Origin of the sequence: Termitidicoccus mucosus, from assembly GCF_038725785.1 — a bacterium.
GTDB classification, from domain to species: Bacteria; Verrucomicrobiota; Verrucomicrobiia; order Opitutales; family Opitutaceae; genus Termitidicoccus; species Termitidicoccus mucosus.
Map to the genome: position 1 here is coordinate 6,578,289 of NZ_CP109796.1, position 24,313 is coordinate 6,602,601.

Annotated in this window: 11 protein-coding genes; 8 read left to right on the top strand and 3 right to left on the bottom strand. The window is 63.6% G+C overall.

Annotated features, from left to right (window positions below):
* The first annotated feature begins 30 nt into the window (after positions 1-30).
* Positions 31-11,031 carry a putative Ig domain-containing protein gene (locus tag OH491_RS23355; RefSeq protein WP_068768808.1) on the top strand — a complete coding sequence of 3,667 codons (11,001 nt, stop codon included), beginning with the start codon at positions 31-33 and terminating at the stop codon, positions 11,029-11,031.
* Here the strand turns inward: OH491_RS23355 and OH491_RS23360 are convergent.
* Positions 11,003-12,070 (bottom strand): IS110 family transposase, encoded by a 1,068-nt coding sequence (locus OH491_RS23360; RefSeq protein WP_084441829.1) that lies wholly within the window; start codon positions 12,068-12,070, stop codon positions 11,003-11,005. The genes OH491_RS23355 and OH491_RS23360 overlap by 29 nt on opposite strands.
* Positions 12,071-12,687: 617 nt before the next feature.
* On the opposite strand from OH491_RS23360, the gene OH491_RS23365 reads away from it, so the two are divergent.
* From OH491_RS23365 to OH491_RS23395, 7 genes are all read left to right on the top strand, one after another.
* Positions 12,688-13,476 (top strand): threonine/serine exporter family protein, encoded by a 789-nt coding sequence (locus tag OH491_RS23365; protein WP_334319028.1) that lies wholly within the window; start codon positions 12,688-12,690, stop codon positions 13,474-13,476.
* Positions 13,477-13,480: 4 nt separating this feature from the next.
* Positions 13,481-13,978: a threonine/serine exporter family protein gene (locus tag OH491_RS23370; RefSeq protein WP_068768806.1), complete on the top strand. Its 498-nt coding sequence runs from the start codon at positions 13,481-13,483 to the stop codon at positions 13,976-13,978.
* Between the two features lie 98 nt (positions 13,979-14,076).
* Positions 14,077-15,507, top strand: a complete 1,431-nt coding sequence (gene dnaB / locus OH491_RS23375) for a replicative DNA helicase (protein ID WP_068769753.1) — start codon at positions 14,077-14,079, stop codon at positions 15,505-15,507.
* A 4-nt stretch (positions 15,508-15,511) separates the two neighbouring features.
* On the top strand, positions 15,512-17,905 hold the full coding sequence (gene bamA, locus OH491_RS23380; protein ID WP_084441828.1) for an outer membrane protein assembly factor BamA: 2,394 nt from the start codon (positions 15,512-15,514) through the stop codon (positions 17,903-17,905).
* A 59-nt stretch (positions 17,906-17,964) separates the two neighbouring features.
* Positions 17,965-18,633 (top strand): OmpH family outer membrane protein, encoded by a 669-nt coding sequence (locus OH491_RS23385; RefSeq protein ID WP_068768805.1) that lies wholly within the window; start codon positions 17,965-17,967, stop codon positions 18,631-18,633.
* Positions 18,634-18,971: 338 nt separating this feature from the next.
* A complete protein-coding gene (gene lpxD / locus OH491_RS23390; protein WP_068768804.1) occupies positions 18,972-20,027 on the top strand; it encodes a UDP-3-O-(3-hydroxymyristoyl)glucosamine N-acyltransferase in 1,056 nt (351 codons plus the stop codon).
* A 34-nt stretch (positions 20,028-20,061) separates the two neighbouring features.
* Complete coding sequence (locus OH491_RS23395) at positions 20,062-21,012, top strand: ribose-phosphate diphosphokinase (protein WP_068768803.1); 951 nt, start codon at positions 20,062-20,064, stop codon at positions 21,010-21,012.
* A gap of 297 nt (positions 21,013-21,309) precedes the next feature.
* Here OH491_RS23395 and OH491_RS23400 read toward each other — a convergent pair whose 3' ends face one another.
* Positions 21,310-21,804, bottom strand: coding sequence for a pyridoxamine 5'-phosphate oxidase family protein (locus OH491_RS23400; protein WP_068768802.1), 495 nt, complete (start codon positions 21,802-21,804; stop codon positions 21,310-21,312).
* Positions 21,805-21,881: 77 nt separating this feature from the next.
* Entirely contained in the window at positions 21,882-24,104 is a 2,223-nt protein-coding gene (locus tag OH491_RS23405; RefSeq protein ID WP_068768801.1) for a M3 family metallopeptidase, read from the bottom strand.
* Between the last annotated feature and the right edge of the window lie 209 nt (positions 24,105-24,313).

The window sequence follows — 24,313 nt, forward strand, 5'->3', positions numbered from 1 at the left end:
TAACCGCCCCGGTCTTTCTATTCATCAATCATGAAAAAAATGAAAAAACGACTCTGCCCACTGCCCATCCTCGTTCCGCTTTGCCTTGTCCTCGCGATCGTCGTCTCCGTCGTGTTTGGGTTTGCCCCGCTCCAGGCCGGCATCGTCACCGCCCCTTCGTCCGCCTTCAACCTCACCGGCTTTGCCAGCGGGGCCACCGGCGGCGGTGTCATTGACGAGGCCGACCCCGCCTACCGCAAAGTCACCACGGCGCTCGAGTTCATCACCGCCATCCGCGACGCCAACAGCACCCCGAAGGGCGTGACCACGCCGAAAGTGATCGAGATCATGAACGACCTCAATCTCGGCTGGAATGAAATCGGCGCGGAGGCGCAGGGCCTCGCCAGCAATCCCGCCCGCGCGCACAACGCGCCGAAGCTGCATCCCGTGCTCATCGCCAGCGGCGTCACCCTCCTCGATATCAAACCCAAGGCCGGCGGGCTCACCCTCTTCTCCGCCAACGGCTCCACCATCAGGCATTGCACCTTCAACGTCAAAAGCACGACGAACATCATCATTCGCAACCTCCGGTTTGACGAAATGTGGGAATGGGACGAAGCCACCAAGGGCGACTACGACAGCAACGACTGGGACTTCATCACCCTCGGCAACGGCGGCGACACCAGCCATGTCTGGATCGACCACTGCACCTTCACCAAGGCCTACGACGGCATCACCGACATGAAGGCCAAGGCCGCCAACGTCACCTACTCGTGGTGCCGCATCGAAGGCGGCGACGACGCGCCCGGCGGCTTCATTCGTCAGCAAATCGACGCGCTCGAGGCCGGCAAATCCGGCACCACCGTTTACAAGTTCCTCCGCGACACCGCCGGTTTTACTCCCGAGGAAATCGCCTTCATCATGCGCGGTCAGAAAAAAGGCATCCTCATGGGCGCGAACTCCCTCAAGGCCGAGAATGCCCTCCTCACCGGGACCTTCCACCACATCCTGATGACAAACCTCTGGGATCGCGCCATCCCCCGGCTCCGCGGCGGCAATGTCCACATCTATAACAGCATCCTCGACGACACCGAGGCGCTTGTAGCCAAGCGTCTCCGCGACACCCGCGCCGCCGCGCTCACCTCCGCGCAGCAAAACACCCTCGCCAACACCTATCACTTCAACCCGCCGCTCAACGGCTGCATCTCCACCGAGGACGGCGCCATTCTCCTCGAAAAATCCGTTTACACCGACTGCCTCTGGCCCCTGCGCAACAACCAGACCGACGTGAACAACCCCGCCTACACCGGCAAAATCCTCGGCCTCGACGTCATCTATAATTTCACCAACACCGACACCACTGTCACCACCGTGCGCGGCAACAGCACCGACGAAGGCAACCCCCTCGGCCCCAAGCAGGCCGCGATCAAGCCCTTCTCGTGGAATCTCGCCGGCGGCGTGCTCCCCTACACGATTTCCTACATGGACGACCCCTCGACGCTCGAAACCATCCTCCAGGCCGGCGCCGGCGCGGGCGTGATCGAATGGAGCGACGGCGACAAATACAACTGGCTCAAAACCACCTATCCCGCCGCCCCGGTCGCGGATGTCGCGCCCGTCATCACCGTCCAGCCGAGATCGCAGGCCGCGATCGCCGGCGCGACCGTCACCCTGAGCGTCGTAGCCACCGGCAGCCCCGTGCTCTCCTATCAGTGGTATAAGGACAGCGCCGTCGTCTCCACCGGCGGCACCGGCAGCACGCTCACGCTTGCCAACATCGGCGCGGCCAACGAGGGCAGTTATCATGTGGTCGTTTCCAACGGCATCGCGCCCGATGCCACCAGCGACACCGCCGTCATCGCGCTCGCCGCTCCGCCGCTTCCCCCCGTCGCCGCGGCCGCGACTGCCATCACCGGCTCGACCTTCACGGCCAACTGGGCCGCATCGGACAACGCCACCGGCTACAGCATCGACGTTTCGCCCGACCCGCTCTTCGGCTCCTTCTGGCCCGGCTGCGAAACCCTCGATGTCGGCAACGTCACCAGCAAAACCATCACCGGGCTCAATCCGGCCACCACCTACTATTATCGCGTCCGCGCCACCGTCGGTTCCTACGCCACGGCGGATTCGAACGTCATCACGGCGGCCACGTCAAACGTCACGCTCAACGCGCTGGTCAATGACGCCATGGGCGATAACGACCGCAACAGCGCCGTCGCTTCGCCCACCGCGACCAACACCCAATGGGTCACCAATAGCAGCGGCGCATTCACCCCGTCCGCCACCGGCCTGAAATGGACGCTCAACGGCACCTCGAACGCCATGTGCCTCGGTTATTTCCCGCTCGTCAGCGTCGGCATCGGGGAAGCCAATTCCGTCACGCTTACGCTCAATTTCACCACGGGTGACAATGGCGCCACTGTCGGCAACCTGCGCACGGCTTTGATCAATGACACCGCTGGCGGACGTGTCACGGCGGACGGCTTTAGCTCCACAAACAGCGCTTACGACGGCGATGTGGGTTACGGCGTTTTTTCCGCCTCGTCCAACGTCGGAGCGGGAAACACCATCGACTTGGTCTTGAGAACCTACAAACGCAACGCCACGGGGAGCACCAATCTGCTCGGCACACTCGGTGATTGGGGTGATGCCGCCGGAACCACCACCAGCCAAATGGGCAACAGCTCCGATGCCACCGGTTATTTGGCTGCCAACACCGCCTACACGCTCGCCATCACGCTCAGCTACGATGGAACCACGCTCTCCATACGCACCCAACTCACCGGTGGGAACATGAGCGGAATGGATTATACTGTGACCGACAACACCACGCCGATCCTTGGTTTCAATGCCCTCGCTATCCGTCCCGACAAAGCCGCCGGCCAATTTTCTTTTCTCAACATCACCGGCCTGCAAATCACCCAAGGTGCCGGCACGCCGATTCCCGCGGTCCCCTCCATCTACAGCGCATCGACCGCCACCGGACGCCAAGGCAATGCCTTCACTTACGCCACCGCCGCCACCAACGGCCCCATCACTCATTACGCCGCCACCGGTCTGCCCGCTGGCCTGACCTGCGATTCAAACACCGGCGTCATCAGCGGCGCGCCCGTGGAAAGCGGCACCTTCGACGTCACCCTCACCGCCACCAACGCCAACGGCGCCGGCACGCCCTTCGCGCTCACCCTGACCATCGGCGGCCCGCCGCCTGTTGCGCCCGCGGTGTCCGAAGCGACCATCCCCACCGCCAGCGGCTTCACCGCCAACTGGGCCGCCGTCCCCGGCGCGAGCGGCTACCTGCTCGATGTTTCCACCAGCCCCGATTTTTCCACCTTTGTGTCCGGCTACGAGGGACTCGATGTTGGCGATGCCACCAGCTACACCCTCGCCGACCTCGCCCCGGGCACGACTTACTACTACCGCGTCAGCGCCTGCGCAGGCGATGTCGTCGGCGACAGCTCCGCCACCATCACTGTCACCACCAGCGCGGGCGGTTCCGGCTATCTCGTCAACGACACCTTCACCGACACCGACCGCATCGGAGGCTCCGACGGTTCCTCCACTTCGAAGACCGGCGGCCCGTTTGCCGTCACGCCCACGGGGACCAACACCCAATGGGTTGCCAACCAGGTCAGCACGCTCGTCGCCACCGGCACTGATCTGACGTGGAGCTACACCGGCGTCAGTTCTGTCATGGCGATGGGCTATTTCCCCGATGTCACCGTCGGCACGAGCGGCACCGTCACCGTCCAGCTCAAGTTCACGACCGGGGCGGCCGGCACCGGCGTGGACAACCTGCGCGCCATCCTCATCGACGACACCGTCGGCGGGCGCGTTGACAACGATGGTTTCAGTTCCTCCGAGGCGCGCCAGAACGGCGACAAGGGCTACGCCGTCTTCTCCGCCGCTTCCACGGTCGGCAATGGCACAACCGATCTCGGCCTGAAAACCTACAAGCGCACGACGACCGCCAGCGACGACCTGCTCAGCTCCTCCGGCAACTGGACGACCATCGCTCCCGCCAGCGCCGGCTCCACCGGATACCTGGAAGGCGGCACCGCCTACACGCTCACCTTCATGCTCGCCTACGACGGCGCCACGCTCTCCATGCGCACGAAACTCGAAGGCGGCAACTTCACCGGCCTCGACTACACCGTCACCGACAGCGCCAGCCCCGTCCTCACCTTCAACGCCATCGGGCTCCGCCTCGGCAAAGGCACGCTCCAGTTCAGCCAGCTCAAGTTCGACAGCCTGAAAATCTGGGAGGGCGATGAACCCGCCGCCGCACCGGCGGCGCCCGTCTTGTCCGCAGCCACCGGTGTTGCCGCCGACGGGTTCAGCGTAAACTGGACCGCGTCCCCCGGCGCGACCGGCTACTATCTCGATGTTTCCACTGATCCCGCCTTCGGCAGCTTCGTCGCCGGCTACAACAACCTCAACATCGGCAACGTCACCAGCTACGCCGTCACGGGCCTCATGCCGGGAGTCACCTATTATTACCGCGTCCGCGCCGCCGGCGCCGGCGGCACGAGCGCCAGTTCCGCCTCCGGCACGGTTGCAACCACTGCCGCCGCCAGCTATCTCGTGAACGACACCTTCACGGATTACGACCGTATCGGCGGTTTCGACGGCTCCGCGACCGCGCCCGACTCACCGATTGTCTCCGTGCCTACCGACACCAACACCCAATGGGTTGCCACCAGCACCAGCACCCTCGTCGCCACCGGCACCGGCATGGTCTGGAATTACGTTGGCACCGGAAATTCCATGGCGGTCGGCTATTTTCCCGACGTGACCGTCGCCGCCAGCAGCACCGTCACCGTGCAGCTCAAGTTCACTACTGGCGTTGTCGGCACCGGCACCAACAACCTCCGCATCGCCCTCCTCAACGACACGGCGAACGGACGCTTTTCCACCGACGGCGTGACCGCGAGCAGCAGTTATTACGAGGGCGATACCGGCTACGCCATCATGTCCGCCTCCAGCAACATAGGCAATTCCACCGCCAACCTCGTCTTGCGCACCTATAAGCGCATCAATACTACGGCCACCGATCTGCTCGGCACCGCCGGCAATTGGGGCACGGCCACAGGCACGACTTCACAAATAGGAAACAGCACCGGCTCCACCGGCTATCTCCAGGGCGAAAACGACTACACACTCACAGTCACTCTCGCAAAAAATACCGCCGGCACCGAAATGACCATTGGCACCAAACTCGAAGGCGGCAACTTCAGCGGACTCGAATACAGTGTCGTTGACCAAGACGCTACTGTCGCGATCACCAGCACATTCAACGCCCTTGCATTCCGTCTCGGCGGCAGCACGACCCAATACGACCACATCAAGTTCACCAGCCTCAAAATATGGGAAGGCGAGGAACCCGCCGCTTCCGCTCCCGTGATCAACAGTCCGTTGACCGCCACCGCCACGGTCGGCGAGGCCTTCAATTACACCATCACGGCGAGCAATTCGCCGACGAGCTACGCCGCCACCGGCCTGCCCATCGGTCTGTCCCTTGACCCCGCTACCGGCGTCATCACCGGCACGCCTTTGGAAAGCGGCACTTTCAATGTCGCCCTTGCCGCGACCAATGACGTCGGCACCAGTCCCGCCGTCACGCTGGTACTGACCGTCAATCCGGCTGTCACCGCCGTGCCCGTCATCACCAGCGCCACCACCGCCACCGCCGTCGTCGGCACCGAGTTCACCTACACGATCACCGCCGACAACTCGCCCGCCGGTTTCGCCGCCACGGGACTCCCCGCCAGCTTCGCGCTCGATCCCGCCACCGGCGTCATCAGCGGCACGGCCGTCACCGGCGACATCGGCCCGCATCCCGTCGTCCTCACCGCGACCAACGCCATCGGCGCCAGCCTGCCCGTCACCCTCACGCTCACCGTGGAGCCTCCTCCGGCGCTCGCCACGCCCGTCGCTTCCCCCGCCACCGGCGTGACCACCACCGGCTTCATCGCCCGATGGGAAACCGTCACCGGCGCCACCGGCTACCGTCTCGACATCGCCACCGACTCCGCCTTCTCCAGCTTCGTGTCCGGTTACAACGACCTTGATGTCGGCGCCGCGCGTCTCCGCGCCATCACGGGCCTTGCCCCCGACACCCCTTATTACTACCGCGTCCGCGCGGCTGACGATTCCGGCCCCACGGCCTCCTCGAACGTCATCACCGTCCGCACCGCCGACACCGAGACCGTTCTCGTTGACGACCGCTTCGACGACACCGACCGCATCGGCGGCGCCGACGGCTCCACCAGCACATCGTCCTCGCCCGTGATCGGCACTCCCACCGCGACCAACACCCAGTGGCTCGCCAGCCGGGTCAAGCAACTCGTCGCCTCCGCCACGGGCATGAAGTGGAACTTCGACACCACCAGCAGCATTGGCGCCCTCGGCTATTTCCCCGCGTTCAACGTCAACAACGGCCAGACCGTGACCCTCAAGCTCGACTTCACCACCGGCACGTTCGGACCCGCCGCCAACAACCTCCGCATCGCCCTGCTCAACGGCGTCGCCAACGGACGCCGCGCGACCGACGGCTTCAACCCCGGCGGCACCGGCGATCCGGCCTTCGTCGGCGACATCGGCTACGGCATCTTCACCAACTCCATGGTCGGAGGCACGGCCGCCTCGCCCGTCACCCTCGCCGTCAACAAACGCCTCGCCACCAGCAACGCCGCCCTCCTCAACACCACGGCCGACTGGGGCACTCCTCCGAACTCGACCGAAAACATGGGTTCCAGCGGCACGCCGCCGGACGATCACCTCTTCGCGGCCAACACCGCCTACTCGCTCATCGTCACCCTCACCCGCGAATCCGCCACCAGTCTCGCCATCACCGCCCAAATCACCGGCGGAAATCTCACCAGGCTGATCTGCACCGGAGTGGACATCACGGAGCCCGTCACCACGTTCGACACCATCGCATTTCGCTTCGGCCAGGGCAGCAACCAGTTCTCGGACGTCACCTTCACCGGCCTGACCATCGCCACCACCGGCAGCGGTGTCGCCACGGAGCCGCCCTCCATCACCAGCGCGCTCACCGCGAGCGGACTGCTCGGCTCGCCCTTCACCTACACCATCGCCGCCAGCAACATGCCCACCGGCTTCACCGCCTCGGGCCTGCCCGCCGGCCTTGCCCTCAACCCGGCCACGGGCGTCATCTCCGGCACGCCCGCGGTCACGGGCTCCTTCGCCGTCACCATTGGCGCGTCCAACGCCATCGGCTCCGACAGCCGGCAGCTCGACCTCCGCGTCACCGCCGGCCAGAGCGACATCGGCACGGTCGTTTCCCCGGGCGGACTCGGCGGCCCGACTTCCACCGTGTTCGACGCCGACGGCAACGGCTTCATTGCCGACGTCGCCTCCGGCACGATCAAGAAAGTCGCCCCCGGCGGCGCCGTGAGCACCTTCGCCACCATCCCGCAACTCGCCGTCCTCGCCATCGACGCCGCCGGCAACCTCTACACCGCCGGGGACGACGGCAATGTCCGCAAGGTCCTCGCCGACGGCACCGTTGTCAGTCCCGCGCTCGCCACCGGCGTCACCACGCCCGGCGGCATCGCGGCCGGCCCCGACGGCGTCGTGTATGTGAGCAAGACCGCCGCCAACACCATCGTGAAAATCACCTCCGCCGGCGTCGTCAGCACGCTCGCCGGCTCGGGGGCCGCGGGCTCGGCCGACTCCGCCACCGGCACCGCCGCCACCTTCAACGGACCCACCGGCCTCGCCCTCAACTCCGCCACCGGCCTGCTCTACGTGGCCGATACCGTCAACTGCACCCTCCGCGAAATCAACCTCGCCACCGGCGCCGTCGCCACCGTCGCCGGCCAGCCGGGCGTGCCCGGCGACACCGGCAGCGCGGGCGACAACGGCAAAGCCGCCGACGGCACCCTCGACACCCCGGAAGCCATTGCAATCGACGATGCCGGCCTCCTCTACATCGCCGACACGGGCAACAACCTCATCCGCGGCTTCGACCCCGTCTCCGGCGCGCTCGTCACCCTCGCCGGCGACACCGGCGCGACGACCCTCAGCGCCCCCGCCGGTCTCGCCTTCGATCCCGTCAGCGGTCTCCTCCATGTCGCCGACACCGGCAACAACGCCCTGCGCGTCGTCACCATCAAGCCGGTCATTGCCGCCAAGATCACCGACCGCGTCGTCGCTCTCGGCTCGAGCGTCACGCTCGACGGCACCGCCTGGGCTTCGCCCGCCGCCGCATATGTCTGGTCCGTGCACGGCCAGCCCCTGCCCGCGACCGGCGCCACGCTCTCGATCGACGTCAACAGCGTCACCGACTCGGGCGTCTATACGATTGTCGCCACCAACACCGCCGGCTCCGGCACCGCCAGCATGCGCCTCACCGTCAGCGACGACAACTGGAGCGGCGGCTCCGGTTCCGGCGGCGGTGGCGGCGGCGCGCCCGGCCTCTGGCTCCTCGCCGGCATCGCCCTGCTCGTCCTCGTCCGAAAACTGGCCCTGCATCGCGCCACTCTCCTCGCGCTGCTCCTTTCGCTGCTGGCCATTCACGCCACGCCCTTTTCCGCATCCCTCATGGCGCAGCAAACCGCCGCGGACGAAGACGACACGCCCGACGAAGTCGTCGCCATGTCGGCCTTCGAAGTGCGCAGCGAAAGCGTCAAGGGCTACACCGCCTCCGAGTCCGTCACCGGCACGCGCGTCGCCAGCCTCCTGCGCGAACTGCCCTTCAACGTCAACGTGGTCACCAGCGAGTTCATCAGCGACTTCAACGCGCTCGAACTCGCCGACCAGCTCTCGAACGTCAGCTCGTTTTCGCCGTCCGAGAACACCGGCCAGTATCAACTCCGTGGCTTCCAGGCCTCGACGCAACTCGTCGACGGCTTCCGCCGCGTCGGCCTGACCGGCGTCACCGTCACCGACCGCGTCGAAGTCATCAAGGGCCCCGCCGCCTCCATCTACGGCGCCATCCAGCCCGGCGGCGCGGTCAACACCCTGCGGAAAAAGCCCACGTCCACGCCCAAATACGGGGTCACCGCCGGTTTCGGCACGAAAGACCAGGCCCGCGGCTCCTTCTACGCCTCCGGTCCCGCCGGCACCAGTGACAAGCTCTTCTATCGCATCGACACCGAGTATCGCACGGCCGACCGCCAGCAGGAGTTTGCCAAAACCCGCAACGAATACATCGCCGCGCAGCTCGTGTACAAACCCACCTCGCGCACCACCATCGGCCTCTTCATCGACTACGCCGACCGCCACGACTTCAACACCTACCAGATGGCCACCGCCGCCGTGAACCTCGACACCTCCAACCCGCCGTCCTGGTTCACCTATTCGCTCGACGGCTACCAACGCTACTTCGCCAAGAGCTACACGCAGTATTTCGGCATGGATTACGACTACTACGATTTCAATCTCCTCGGGCCCAACGCCAACAAATACAACCGCCTCACCGCCGGCAGCCTCACCCTCGACCACAAGTTCAACGCCGCCTGGAGCCTTCGCGCCTCCTTCAACATGTCGTATAATCCCACGCACGGCGAAAAGGCCGCCGCCACGTATTACCCCTTTGGCGAAGCCGCCGTTTCCAGCGCCACCACCGAGCCCCCGCCCGCGTCGGTCAAGCTCACCCCGCAGCACGACGAGGGCGTGACCAAGGCCACCGGCCTCCAGATCGACAACCTCTTCCGTTTCTCCACCGGCCCCGTCAGGCACCAGTTTCTCGTCACCACCGACTACTACCGCAACTCCGACTACGCCCTCTCCATCAAGTGGCCGGTTTCCCTCTACTACGATCCCCTCGACCCCTATGGCGCCCACGGCATCTACCGCAGCTACGACTACCCGACCTGGGAGGAAGACCCCTCCAACTACACCGTCCCCAGCACCCACGCGAAAACCATCAGCCGCGACTACGGCATCTTTCTCAGCGAACGCGCCACGATGTTCAACGGGCGCCTGATCGCCATGATCGGCGGCCGTTACGACTACGTTGACAGCACCGCCGAGCACAAGCCCACCGAGGACGAGCCCACGGCCAAAAAAACCGACTACAACGTCGATGCCTGGACCTACCAGGCCGGCCTCACCGCCATCGTCTCGCGCAACATCTCGCTCTACGCCAACGCCAGCTCCGCCTTTGACCCGCAGCCGCAGCTCGACGAAAACGACGAGCCCCTGCCCAACATCGAAAGCGACGGCTACGAATTCGGCGTCAAGCTCACGCTCCTCCAGGAACGCCTCAACATCACCCTCAATCGTTTCCACATCCGGCAGAAAAACCTCGTCACTTCCATCACCGACGCCATCACGCAGCAAAAGGAAGTCATCCTCACCGGCGAGCAGATTGCCAAGGGTTACGAGGTGGACTTCAACTGGCAGGTCACCCGCTCGCTGAACGTCGTCGGCGGCTACGGCTACGTGGACGCCAAGATCACCGACGCCGGCAAGCTCAACTGGATGAACGACACCACGCCCCGCCGCGTGCCCAAGCACAACCTCGGCACCGCCGTCCGCTATGAGTTTGTCAACGGCAGGCTCAAGGGGCTCTTCGCGCTCGCCGGCGTCACCTACTACAGCAAATCGCTCGTCAACCTCGGCTCGGGCAAGGCGCTCGTCCCCTACACCGGCGCGCCCACGGTGAGCGGTATGCAGCAGAACCAAATCTACAACGCCCGCTTCCCCAACGGCGGCCTGCCTTATCCCTACCTCCCGGAGAATGCCGTCGTCACCTACTATGACAGCGCGACGAAGTATCTCTACTGGACCGACGTCGCCGGGGCCGCGACGACCGTGGACCTCATGAAATACTCCTACGCCGACCCCTACATGAGCGGCATGAGCTACGTGCTCGACGGACGCGAGCAGAACTACAACCGCTCCTCGATTGTCTGGAAGGCGGGCGTCGGCTACAAATTCAAGACCCGTTCCTTCGGCCACCGCTTGAGCCACAAAATCCAGGTCAACATGGACAATGTCTTTGACGAAAAGAGCACCCTCGCGGGCGGCATTCCGCTCACCGAGCGCACGGTCATGGTGACGTATTCGTTGTCATTCTGAAAAAGCGCCCAAGCCATTTCGGGACAGCGTGGAAAGCCGCGTCACATCCGTTTGGCGAAAAACGGACGAAGCCGCGGGCCGCACACCGTAGCGCAGCAACGGTGATCAACGCGCAAGGGAAAAGTTGGGATATTTGAGGAGAAGATTGAGCAGTTCGATGAGTTTGCGCATGAGGGCGGAGAGAGCGACTTTGACGGGTTTGCCGCGTGCGCGGAGGCGCTGGTAGAAGGCGCAGAGAACGGGGTTGTGGCGGGCGGCGCTCAGTGCGGCCATGTAGACGGTTTTGCGCAGGCGGTGGCGGCCGCCCCTCGATGTGGCGGGATTTGTCGCAAGTGCCGCTTTGGGCGGCGATGGGTGCGACGCCGAGCAGGGCGGCGGCCTGGCCCTTTTCGAGCGAGCCGAGCTCGGGCATGAGGGCGAGCACGGCGGCGGTGGTGACCGGGCCGACGCCCTGGACCTGGGCGCAGCGTGCGGCGCGGTCCGCCAGGTCGCGGTCGGCGGCAATCACGCGTTCCATCTCGGCGTCGATCTGCTTGATGTGCCGCTCCAGCAGGGCGCGGCGCGCGGCGGCCAGGCCTTCGAGCAGGGGCAGGCCGGTGGCGTGCTCGGCCTGGTTGGTCTCGTGTTTGAGCGCCTCGACCAGGGCCTCGCGCGCCTGGAGCAGTTCGCGCAGCACCGCCTCGGCTTGGACGGGCGCGCGGCTGGCGCGCAGTTTTTCGGTTTTGCGCGCGAACAGGCTGAGCAGGCGCGTGTCGATGCGGTCGGTCTTGGCCAGGATGCCCTGGGACTTGGCGAACTCGCGCACGCGCCTGGGGTTGACCACGCTCACGCGCACGCCAGCCTGGTGGCAGGCGCGCGCGAGGGCTCTTTCGTAACCGCCGGTGGCCTCGCAGACGACCCACGCGCGGGCGGGCAACTGCGAGAGGAAACGCAGCAGGCCCGCAGGGCTCTGCGCGAAGCTCGTCACGCCCTTGGGCAGGTCCGCGACGAAACTGGACTTGGCGAGATCAACGCCGATGTGTTTATATTGGTTTGGCATGGCAGGACTCCTTCTTATCGAGACGCGCTCAAGGGCGCAGACAACGGTTCGAGTTGCTGCCAGCGGTGCCCGCCGGGTCTGTCGCTGCGCTGCGAGCTCCAGGGCTCATGGCATCCCATCAGACTTTCGGCGGACAGGGGAGGGGCGTCCTGCAGGACGCCCCTCCCCGAACCACTGGCCAAGACCGGCTTCGTTATAGAACTGCGCCCGTCTTGGCCAGTGTCCTATAAGGCATCCCTGCCTGCCGTCGGAAAGAAATTCGCGCGAAGCGCGGCACTTGTTCCTTGGAAAAAAGCCAGCGGCGCTTCGCGCCTTTCGGTTTCGACGGCAGGCAGAGACGCCTGCGCTACGGGTGGCTGCCGCTCTCTCTGACGGGAGCAACTCAAAGTGATGACACCGCCGGAATCTTTCCTCTTTATTCTTTATCTTTCCTCTTTCTCCCTGCCCATGCCTGACGAAAGATAAAGATAAAGAGGAAAGAAGAAAGAGGGAGTGACACAACTTTGAGTTACACCCCTCTCTGACCATAGTCGCAATCGCCATCGCGCACCCGCCCCGCAATTATTCTTCCGTATTCCGGAAATCCGGGAAATAACCATGGCCGGATGCCTGAGCACGTGACACCAGTTTCCCGGGAAAATGTTTCGGTCGAGCAGTTTGCCGACATGGCGCTCGACGTCGGCGTCTTCCTGCTCGCGTCGGGCGCGCATTGCGGACGGGTCTTCAGCAACCTGAAACGGCTGGCCGACCGCTGGGGTTTCCCCATTCACATCAATCCGGCCTTCACCGGGCTCACCATCACCGTGCGCGACCGCGAGCAGCCGGAACGAACCGTCACGCGCTATCACGACGCGCCCCCGCACAATGTCCACCTGGCCATTCTCACCCTGTTCAGCCGGCTGTCGTGGCGGGTGCTGGAAGAGCGGCTGCCCTTCAGCGACGTCAAACGGCAAATCGAGGCCATCAAGGCGAAGGCCGGCTATAATTACTGGCTCGTCGCCCTCGCCGTCGGCATTGCCTGCGGCAGCTTGTGCATGCTGTCGGGCGGGGATTGCCGGAACGCGCTTTGCGCCTTCACCGCCGCCTTTGCCGGGGCCGTGCTGCGGGTGGCGGTGCTCCGCCTGCGGTTCAATCCCATGATTTCTTTTGTGGCCGCGTCGTTTGTCACGACCGTCATCGCGGGGGCCGACACCATCTGGCATTTCGGCGCCTCGCCGGAGGCCACGCTGGCGACCGCCGTGCTTTATCTGGTCCCGGGCGTGCCGTTGATCAACAGTGTCATCGATCTCATCGAAGGCTATCTGGCCTCGGCGCTGTCGCGCGGGCTCTACGCCGCGTTCATCCTGCTCTGCATCGCCGCCGGCATGACCTTCGGCATCACCCTGCTCGGCATCGGGAATTTCTAGCGCCATGACCACTGAATTTTTGACCGCCATCGCGCGCGACGCATTCCTGGCGTTTTTTGTCGCCGTGTGCTGGGGCGTGCTCTTCGGCACGCCCGGACGCGTCCTCTGGGTGGCCGGACTGCTGGGCGGGTGCGGGCATTGCTTCCGTTTCGTGCTCCTCGATTTCGGCACCGGCCTCATCCTGGCGACGCTGCTGGCGTCCGTCCTTATCGGGCTGGCGGGCATTGTCTTCGCACACAAGGTGGACAATCCGCCGGTGGTGTTCACCATGCCGGCCTGCATCACGATGGTGCCCGGCCTGTACGCCTACCGCAGCATGCTGGGCGGCATAAAAATCACGGACATGGACATCCTGCACGAAAATCCCGCTCTGCTGGCCGAGATCGCGCACAACATCATGCTCACTTTCTCGCTGCTGGCCACGCTGGCGATCGGCATCTCGGTCAGCGTCCTGCTCTTCCGCAAACGCAGCGTGCGCGACATCTCGCTGGGCTGGAAATAGGCCGCAAAATGCAGCCGCCGGTGAATAAGCTGGGAATATTTTCCCGCAACGCCGCCTTGCCTTCGCCGCGCAACGCTTTTCTCTCAACCGCTTCACGCATGGCTGACGACGACGGCAAACCCTCACGCACATCCCGGCGCCCCCGTTCCGACGGAACCAACGGCGGCGATTCCGCGCACGCGGCGGCGGCCTTGGTCGGACGCTCCGCGCCGCACAGCATCGAGGCCGAGGAATACCTGCTCTCGTGCTGCCTCATCGACGGCAACGACACCGTCGCCCGCTGTCTTGAGGGCAAGATCGCGCCCTCCGCCTTCTATGTCCCGGCCAATCGGGTCATTTTCGAGAAACTCGTCGAGATGTATAACAAGGGCGCGGCCATCGACCTCGCCGTCCTGGCCGAGGAACTGAAAACCACGCGCCAGCTCGACGAAATCGGCGGCTACGCCTACCTCACGCAAATCAGCGGACGCATCCCGACCACGGCCCAGGCGCCCTATTTCATCGAGAAAATCCGCGAGCTTTTTCTTTTGCGCGAGCTCATCAAGGTCGCCACCGGCGCGGTCGAGAAATGCTACGACTACAACGGCGGCCTGGAGGAGTTCATCGACAAGATCGAGCAGGACATCTTTGCCGTCACCCAGGACCGCATTTCCGATGCCGCCAAGCCGATGAAGGGCCCGGTCAACGAGGCCATGGGCGTCATCACCAAGATGCTCACCAAAAAAGGCGAGCTCACCGGCATCAGCTCGGGCTACAAGGACCTCGACAATTTCACCTACGGGTTCCAGCGGCAGGAAATGATCATCCTCGCGGCGCGTCCCTCGATGGGCAAAACCTCGCTCGCGCTCAACTTCGCCGAGACCGCCGCCATGCCGAAGACCGGCCGCGGCGTCACCACGCTGGTCTTCTCACTCGAAATGAGCGCCGCGCAGCTCGCGCTCCGCATGCTTTGCTCCCGCGCGCGGGTGAACATGAAGCTTCTGCGCGACGGCCTGCTGTCCAAAAACGGCCAGGAGCAGCAGGATCTGCTCCAGGCGGCGGATGACTTCAGCAAGTCGTCGCTCTACATCGACGACTCCAGCCACCTGACCATCATGGAACTCCGCGCCAAGGCCCGCCGCCTGCACGCGCGCAACAAGCTCGGGTTCGTGATCGTGGACTACCTCCAGCTCCTCAGCCCGACCGACCCGAAAATCCCGCGCGAACAGCAGGTGGCCGAAATTTCGCGCGGGCTAAAAGCGCTCGCGAAGGAACTCGACGTGCCCGTGCTTGTATTAAGTCAGTTGAATCGTGCCGCTGAAAAAGAAAACCGCACTCCCAAGCTCTCCGACCTCCGCGAATCCGGCTCCATCGAGCAGGACGCCGACGTGGTGCTCATGCTCGCGCGCCCGAAAGACGCCGACGAGAAATTCCAAGTCGCCGCCGACTCCGCCGAGTTAATAGTTGCCAAGCAACGAAACGGCCCGGTAGGAGAACTGAAACTCACCTTCCTTCGAGACATCACCCGCTTTGAAAACTATACCCAGTAGCCAGATGGCCCGGGCCACGTCCTTTTTACTCACTTTCCTTCTCGCCACCTTGTTTGGCGCGCAAGCCTTTGCCCAGATGGGCGGCTCGCCCAGTCTCGGGACTAGGCAGCCATACCAGCCCTACAAGGTCGGCACCGTGACGGTGCGTTTCGTGGGCACCGCCAACGTCAACGAGCAGATCGTCCGCGCCAACATGCAGGTGAAGCCCGGCGGCGAGCTCGACGACACGATGATCGACCGCGACATCCGCTCGCTCTACCGCACCGGACTGTTCGAGTTCATCGAGGTGAAGCGCGAGGTGCTGCCGAACCGCGTCGTCAACCTCGTCGTCGAGGTCACGCCGAAATACCGCGTGCAGGATGTCGTTTTCTCCGGCAACGAAAAGATCAAGTCCAGCCGCCTCGAAAAGGAGACCAAAACCCGCCAGAACCAGGCCCTCGACGAGCGCCAGGTGAAGGAGGACGCCGAAAAAATCCGCGAGTTTTACCAGAAAAAGGGCTACAACCGCGTTTACATCAACTACGAGATCGAACGCGATCGCGCCACCGGCTACGGCACGGTGTTTTTTAAGATCCGCGAGGGCAACAAGGTCAAAATCTCCGAAATTGCCTTCGTCGGCAACAACAACGTCAAATCCAAGAAATTGCGCGGCGTCATGGAGACCCGCCGCCGCTGGATGTTCTCCTGGTTGACCGGCTCGGGCCGCTTCAAGGACGAGATGTTCGAGGACGATCTCGACAAGCTCCGCGATTATTACCGCGAGGAAGGCTTTCTCGACGTCGAGATTCCCGCCGACAAGGTCACCTACGAATACCCGACCGACAACAAACTCGTCCTCACCGTCCAGGTGAACGAAGGCCGCCAGTATCGCATCGGCCAGATCACCTTTACCGGCAACAAACTTTATCCCACGCCGCTGCTCATGCTCATCATTTCGCAGCATTCCGGCATGGTGTTCCGCCCGTCCAAGCTCGACGAGGACGTCTCCACTATGGAGGACTTTTACGGCAAGGACGGCTACCTCGACGCCCGCGTGCGCCCCATCCGCAAGCCCAACATCGCCACCGGCAACATCGACATCGAATACGAAGTCACCGAGAGCGACCAGTATTACGTCGAGTCCATCCAGATCGAGGGCAACACCAAGACCAAGAGCATCGTCATCATCCGCGAGCTCACGCTCGGCCCCGGCGAGGTGTTCGACATGGTCAGCATGAAGCGCAGCAAGATGCGCTTGGACAACACCCGCTTCTTCGAGGACACCAACCTCACCCCCGAATCGACCAACATCCCCGGCCGCCGCAACCTCAAGATCACCGTCACCGAGGGCCGCACCGGCAATCTCCAGTTCGGCGCCGGCTTCAGCTCGCTCGAAAAGGCGGTCGTGTTCGCCGAGCTCACCCAGTCCAACTTCGACCTCTTCAACCGCAAATCCTTCTTCCAGGGCGGCGGCCAGAAATTTCGCATCCGCCTGCAAGTCGGCTCCAACTCCAGCGAGGCCATCCTCTCCTTCGAGGAACCGTGGTTCCTGCAAAAGGAACTCGCGCTCGGCTTCTCCATTTACCGCACCAGTTCCAATTACGACAACTCCTACTACGACGAGGTGCGCACCGGCGGCCAGGTTTACCTGCGCAAACGCCTCTTCGAACTCTTCGAAGGCACGCTCTCCTACACATATGAGAACGTCCAGTATGAGGACATCGAGTCCGCCTACATCGGCTACTTCCAGAACGCGGACGGCACGCTCCGCGACCGCTATCAAACCTCCACCGTCTCCTTCCAACTCCTCCGCGACACCCGCGACCGCATCATCAACACCACCGACGGCGGCCGCATCGAGCTGAACTACTCCCACACCGGCGGCCCGCTCGGCGGCAGCGAGGACTATTACCGCGTCGAATTCCGCGGCTCCCAATTCTTCCCCATCTTCCGCGCCCAAGCCCAGACCATCGCCATCATCGCCCGCGCCGGTGTCATCGAAAGCTACGGGCGCACCCGCGACAAGGCCCTTCCCGGCTACCGGGACGGCGGTGTTCCCTACAGCGAAAAATACACCCTCGGCGGCCCCTACACCCTGCGCGGCTTCGAAAACCGCGACGTCGGCCCGAAGGACCAATACGGCAACATCATGGGTGGCAACACCTACGGGATGCTCTCACTCGAGTATTCGCTCGACATCGTGAGCCCGGTGCGCTTCGCCGTCTTCTATGACGCCGGCTTCGTCAACGAGCGCTCCTACGACTTCAGCCCGGCGACTTACAACGACAACTTCGGCTTTGGCCTGCGCCTGTTCGTGGCCGGCGCGCCGCTCAGCCTCGACTTTGGCATCCCGCTCACCAAGGACAAATTCAACAGCAAGGGAAATCAATTTAACTTTTCATTTGGCACCCGATTCTGATTTACTCTGCGTTTTTCCATCTTAAACAACCAAACTTTCAGTCTCCTGAAACAACAACAATGAAGACCTCCATCAAATCCTTAATCGCAATTGCCGCCTTCGGAGCGACCGCGCTCTTGGCCTCGGCCCAAACGCTGAAAGTCGGCACCATCGACATGAACAAGGCTCTCGACGGCTATTGGAAGACGCAGGAAGAGCAGGCCGTTGTCAAAGGTTACGAGCAGCGCGCCACCGAGGGCACCGAGCGCATCATGAGCGAGGGTCGTGCCGCCGTTGAGAAATATCGCGAGGCCGCCGAGCAGGCCAACAACACCATCCTGACCGAGGAAGCCCGCAAGAATGCCGCGCAGGAGGCGCAGCGTCTTCTCCAAGACGTGCAAAAGAAGGAGCAGGAAATCCAGCAGTTCCGCAATCAGGCCGTCCAGACCATCCAGCAGCAGGTCGCCTCCTCCCGCCGGGTTCTCCTTGAAAAAATCACCGACGTAGCCTCGGGCCTCGCCAAGAAAAAAGGCATCACCCTGCTCGTCGAAAAATCCAACGCCGCCGTGATCACGGTTGTTTACGCCGATCCCGGCTTCGACATCACCGACGAAGTCATCGTCGAGCTCAACAAAGACCGCCCGGCCTCTTCCACGACCGGCAGCGCCGCTCCCGCCGCGACGACCGCTCCCGCCGCGACCGGCTCATCCGGAACATCCGGCACATCCGGCCCCTCGATCAACTTCTGATCGCGCCGACAAACGCAGTGTCTTCACCCATTCCCCGGGCTTCGCCGCCCGGGGTTTTTATTTTTCGGTGCTCCTGCCCGTCTTGAATGGCCCGCCATGAAGCCAATGGGGAGGACCTCGGGAGCAACTCAAAGTGATGACACCGCCGGAATCTTTCCTCTTTATTCTTTATCTTTCCTCTTTCTCCCTGCCCGTGCCTGACGAAAGATAAAGATAAAGAGGAAAGAAGAAAGAGGGAGTGACACAACTTTGAGTTACACCCAGTACCTCATTTTTCGATTTGCGCGATTGCCACACCCCTCCCCGTCACCAAAGTTCGACCGGACGAACCAGCAACAATGGAGCTTTCACTCACCAGCCAGGAAATCGCAGCCATCATCGAGGCCAGAGCGACCCGCGGAGCCACCACGGAAACCATCCGCGATATCGCCTCGCTCGCCACCGCCCGCGCCGGGGACATCTCCTTTCTGGGCAATCCCAAATACAAGGCCGAAGTCCCCGCCTGCGCCGCCTCCGTCATCATCCTGCCCATCGATTACGACGGCGAACCGCGACCCGGCCAACTCTATCTCCACGTCGATAATCCCTCCGCCGCGCTGGCGAAATTGTGTGCCCGCATCGAGCAGCTTCTCTGGCCCAGGCCTGCTCCCGGCATTCACCCGAGCGCGGTCATCGCGCCCACGGCGCGCATCGCCGCCAGCGCCACTGTCGGGCCGCTCTGCGTCGTCGAGGAGGGCGCGGTCATCGGCGAACGCACGCATGTCGAGGCGCAGGTGTTCGTCGGACGCCACGCGGCCATCGGGGACGATTGCTGGCTGATGCCCGGCGTGCGCGTCGCCTCCGAGTGCGTGGTGAAAAATCGCGTCCGCCTGCAAATCGGCGTCGTGCTCGGCTCCGACGGTTTCGGTTACGAATTTATCAACGGCCGCCATGAGAAAGTCCCCCAGGTCGGCCGCGTCCTCATCGAGGACGACGTGGAAATCGGCGCCAACACCACGCTCGACCGCGCGCGTTTCAGCCAGACCGTGGTCGGCCAGGGCACCAAAATCGACAACCTCGTCCAGATCGCCCACAACGTCGTCATCGGCAAACACTGCCTCATCTGCTCGCAAACCGGCATTTCCGGCAGCGTCACGATCGAGGACTACGCGGTCCTCGCCGGACAGGTCGGCGTTGCCGGCCATCTCACCATCGGGCGCGGCGCGAAAATCACCGCCCAGACCGGCGTAAATGCCAATGTTTCCCCCGGTGCCACCCTCAAGGGCACGCCCGCCAATCCCTACATGTTCGAACAGCGCATCAATGTTCTGCGCCAGCGGCTTCCGGAACTTTTCCAGCGCGTGGACCGCCTCGAAAAGAAGTTCCCTGCGGAAAAAACTTCCTCCGACGCCTGACTCGCCGCAACATTCTCCCCTCCATCACACTTCCATGAGCATCAAGTCCGGGCTGAAAATCTTTGCAGGAAACTCCAATCGCGCGCTCGCCGAGGAAATTTGCCAAAACATCGGCATTCCGCTCGGTTCCGCCACCGTGACGACCTTTCCGGACGGGGAAAGCTTCGTGAAAATCGACGAAAACGTGCGCGGCCACGACGTTTATCTCATCCAGTCCACCTGCCCCCCGACCAACCATCATCTGATGGAGCTGCTCATCATGATCGACGCGGCCCGTCGCGCCTCCGCCGCCCGCATCACCGCCGTCATCCCGTTCTACGGCTACGCCCGCCAGGATCGCAAGGACCAGCCCCGCGTGCCCATCACCGCCAAGCTCGTCGCCAACCTCCTCAGCGCCGCCGGTGCGCACCGCGTGCTCACCATGGACCTGCACAGCCAGCAGATCCAGGGCTTCTTCGACATCCCCGTCGATCATCTCTACGCCTCGCCTGTCTTTTTCGACTATCTCGACAAGCTCAACAAAACCAACCTCGTCGTCTGCTCGCCCGACGTGGGCGGGTTGAAAATGGCCTCCGCCTACGCGGACATCCTCGGCGCGGGGCTGGGCTTCGTGGCCAAGAAACGCCGCAGCGCCACCAAGGTCGAGGCGATCAACGTGGTCGGCGAGGTGAAGGATTGCGACGTGCTCCTCGTGGACGACATCACCGAGACCGCCGGCACGCTTGTCGCCGCCGCCAAGATGCTGCGCGACTGCGGCGCCCGCACCGTGCGCGCCGCCGTGAGTCACTGCATCCTCAACGACATCGCCTTCGAGCGCCTCCGGAACGGCCCCATCGACGAACTCATCACCACAAACTCGACCCCCGTCGATGTGAAAGACCTGCCCGTGACCGTGCTCAGCATCGCCGGCCTCCTCGCAAACGCCATCATCCGCATCAACAGCAACGAAAGCGTCTCCAGCCTCTTCAAAATAAAAGGCTTCTGATACTATTTCGGATTCAAACGTATAACAATGGGCTTCTGGAGGGCCGAGCTCCTGCGAGGCTGTCGCGGTCATATGCGACTTTTTCCCGCGACGGCCTCGCAGGAGCTCGGCCCTCCGGCAAAAGGGGGATTTGCATTGGGAAATGGTATTATACCAGCGTTTTCCATTGTTTCAGCCTTCTGCCGGGAGCGCGGGCTTTCTTGCCCGCGACCGACACGCGGGCAAGAAAGCCCGCGCTCCCGTACTCTTGTCCTGCCAAAAATTCAGACGCTGGCATGACAACCGGAAACATCCCCGTCAGGCCGCCGGGCGCGGCACGGCTTTTTTGACCTTGCCGGTGACATGCTCGATATCGAGGCGCATGAGGTGATTCCGGCGGAATGTCTTTCCCCGGTAAACCTCGTCGATCTGGAGATGCGCCGGGCTGTATTTCTGCATCAGCAACCGCAGGGCCAGCCCGTGCTCCTCCTCGGGCAAATCCAGCGCCATCGTGCCGAAGGCAATCACACTTTCGTAAACCGTGGTGAATTTCTCCGGTATCACCCGCGTTTTCCCGATGATGCAAAAGCTCACGCGATTATTGGCGGCCAGGCACTTCTGCTTAAACCCATCCGGCGAACAATGGAAATACAGCCGCTGCCCGTCGCGCGCATAGCTGAGCGGGATGCCGTAGCCGTATCCAATCGTTGAACACATCGCGAGGAAGCCATACTCGGTCTCGTCGAGCAGCTTTTTCATCCGCGCCGGTTGCAGCAACCGCGACATTTTGCGTATTTCGGGAAATTGAGTCATGGATGTTGATGTTTTCTCTGCCAAGCAGAACGGATACCATGCCGAAAAACGCAAAAAAGCCAACTCGGCCGCCGCAATCACGCCGCCGCCGCGAGGCCGCTGCGTTTCAGCAGCGCGTCGAGCTCCGGCTCGCGCCCCATGAAGGCGCGGAAAAGCATCGCCGGGTCCTCTGAGTTGCCCTTGCTCAGGATGTGCTCCACGAAGGCCGCGCCGGTCGCGGCGTTGAAAATGCCCTCGCGCTGGAAGCGCGTGAAGGCGTCCGCGTCGAGCACCTCCGCCCATTTGTAGGAATAATAGCCCGCCGCATAACCGACCGGGTCGGCGAAGATGTGGTTGAAACGTTTCACGCTGGTCGGCGCGGGCGGATTGGTCGGCACGAGGCAGTCGGCGATGAGCGGGCGCACCGCCGCCTCGACGTCGGCCCCCTGCGCCGCGAACTCGCCCGCGCGCAGGTGCAGCAGCAGATCCATTTTGCCGAACGAAAGCTGGCGCATCATCGCGCAGGCGGAGCGGAAGTTTTTCGCCGCGATCATCTTCCCGAACAGCTCCTCCGGGATGGGCGCGCCGGTCTCGTGATGGCGCGCGAAGAGGTCGAGGCTCTCGCGCTCCCAGCACCAGTTTTCCATGATCTGCGAGGGCAGCTCGACGAAGTCCCAGGCGACATTCACGCCGTTGAGCGACTTGACCTCCACCTCGCCGAGCAGGTGGTGCATGAGATGCCCGAACTCGTGGAAAATCGTCTCGACCTCGCGGTGTGTGAGCAGCGCGGGCCTGCCGTCGGCGGGCGGCGTCATGTTGCCGCAGATGAGGCCGAGATGCGGGGCGCGCGATCCGTCGGGCTGCGGCCCGCCGGTGAGCAGGTAGTTCATCCATGCGCCGCCGCGCTTCGACTCGCGCGGATGCCAGTCGGCGTAGAACGAGCCGACGCGGCGGCCGGCGCGGTCGCGCATGTCGTAGAATTTCACCTCGGGATGCCAGACCTCGACGGAGCCGGCGGCCCGCTCCTGTATTTGTAATCCGAATACGCGGTTGACCACGCCGAACAGCCCGGCGATGACGCGGTCCATGGGGAAGTAGGGGCGCAGCAGCTCCTCGTCGAAATCGTAGCGGGCCTTGCGCATCTTTTCCGACCAGTAGCCGGTCTCCCACGGCGCGAGGCGGGGGGCGGAATGCGGATTGTGGATTGCGGAATGCGGAATGACAAACCCTCCGGTCGCCGGAGTTTGGGCCGGGGTTTGGGCCGCGTTTTGCGTTTGTTTTTCCTCATTCCGCAATCCGCGTTCCGCATTCCGCATTTCCTTGAACTCCTCCAATTCGCGGCATTCGCGGGCAAAGGCGGCCTGCGTGCGCGCCTGCAAATCCGCAAGAAAGGCGAGCGCCTTTTCGCCGGACTTCGCCATGCGGCGCTCGAGCGTGAGCGCGGCGAAGTCGGGCTTGCCCAGCAGCGCGGCCTTCTCGGCGCGGAGGGCGAGGATTTTCGGAATGAGCGGGGTGTTGTCGTGCGGCGCGCGCGAACCGACGGCGGTGAACCCCTCCCAGATTTCGCGGCGCAGCGCGTCGTCGTCGAGATAGGTGAGCGCGGGCTCGAGCGAGGGCTGGTGCAGCGTGAAACGCCACGCGGGCTTGCCGGGCGCGCCGATCCCCTTCGACTCGGCGGAACGGCGCGCGGCGGCCTTCGCGTGCGCGGGCAGGCCGGCGAGGCGCGATTCGTCCTCGACCACGAGCTGCCAGGCATTGGTGGCGTCGAGCACGTTTTCCGAGTATTTCTGCGTGAGCTGCGCGAGCTCGCTTTGCAGCGCCTCCAGGCGCGCGCGCCTGTCGTCGGGCAGGTCGGCGCCCTGCTGGCGGAAATCGAGCACGGTCTCGTCGAGGAAACGCTTGTGCACGCCGCGCAGCCCCGCCGCCGCCGCCGTGGCGGCAAAGGTTTTCAGGCGCGCCCAGAGCGCGGCGTTGAGCGGGATGCGCGCGAAAAACGCGGAGACCTTGGGCAGCATCGCGTTGTAGGCGTCGCGCAAAGCGGGCGAGTCGTTGACGGACTGGAGGTGCCCGACTTTTCCCCACGCCACGGAAAGGGGCTCGGTGGCGCGTTCGAGCGCGAGAAAGGTGTTTTCGTAGGTGAGCGCGGCGGGGTCGCGCGACGCGATGGCATCGATGGCGGCCTGCGCGCCGGTCAGGGCGCGCTCGATGTCCGGGCCGACATGCTCCGGCGTGAGCTGCGACCAGCGGATTTCGAAGGAGGAATCGAGAAAGGGATGTTCGGCGGAAGACGAGGACGCGGATGCGCCGGATGTTTTTTCCATGCCGACATGCACCCGCACCCAGCCGCGAATGTCAACAACGGCGCGGGCGCATTGAGCAAGGGAAACTCAAACTATTCCAGCAGGCAATTGAACGGTTCCATAAAGGGAAATTGGTTTTCAAAACCGCCCAATGATGGATGGTATGGTCCCCCTGTCTGTGCCACGCTCATTCTGTCTTCTCTCCTAAAAAATGCCACATGCGCGCAAAC

Excerpts from the sequence above, each read along its gene's own strand:
- OH491_RS23360 (WP_084441829.1), bottom strand. The coding sequence starts at position 12,070 with ATGCCAAACCAATATAAACACATCGGCGTTGATCTCGCCAAGTCCAGT.
- OH491_RS23385 (WP_068768805.1), top strand. The coding sequence starts at position 17,965 with ATGAAGACCTCCATCAAATCCTTAATCGCAATTGCCGCCTTCGGAGCG.
- OH491_RS23395 (WP_068768803.1), top strand. The coding sequence starts at position 20,062 with ATGAGCATCAAGTCCGGGCTGAAAATCTTTGCAGGAAACTCCAATCGC.
- OH491_RS23355 (WP_068768808.1), top strand. The coding sequence starts at position 31 with ATGAAAAAAATGAAAAAACGACTCTGCCCACTGCCCATCCTCGTTCCG.
- OH491_RS23405 (WP_068768801.1), bottom strand. The coding sequence starts at position 24,104 with ATGGAAAAAACATCCGGCGCATCCGCGTCCTCGTCTTCCGCCGAACAT.
- OH491_RS23370 (WP_068768806.1), top strand. The coding sequence starts at position 13,481 with ATGACCACTGAATTTTTGACCGCCATCGCGCGCGACGCATTCCTGGCG.
- lpxD (WP_068768804.1), top strand. The coding sequence starts at position 18,972 with ATGGAGCTTTCACTCACCAGCCAGGAAATCGCAGCCATCATCGAGGCC.
- dnaB (WP_068769753.1), top strand. The coding sequence starts at position 14,077 with ATGGCTGACGACGACGGCAAACCCTCACGCACATCCCGGCGCCCCCGT.
- OH491_RS23400 (WP_068768802.1), bottom strand. The coding sequence starts at position 21,804 with ATGACTCAATTTCCCGAAATACGCAAAATGTCGCGGTTGCTGCAACCG.
- bamA (WP_084441828.1), top strand. The coding sequence starts at position 15,512 with ATGGCCCGGGCCACGTCCTTTTTACTCACTTTCCTTCTCGCCACCTTG.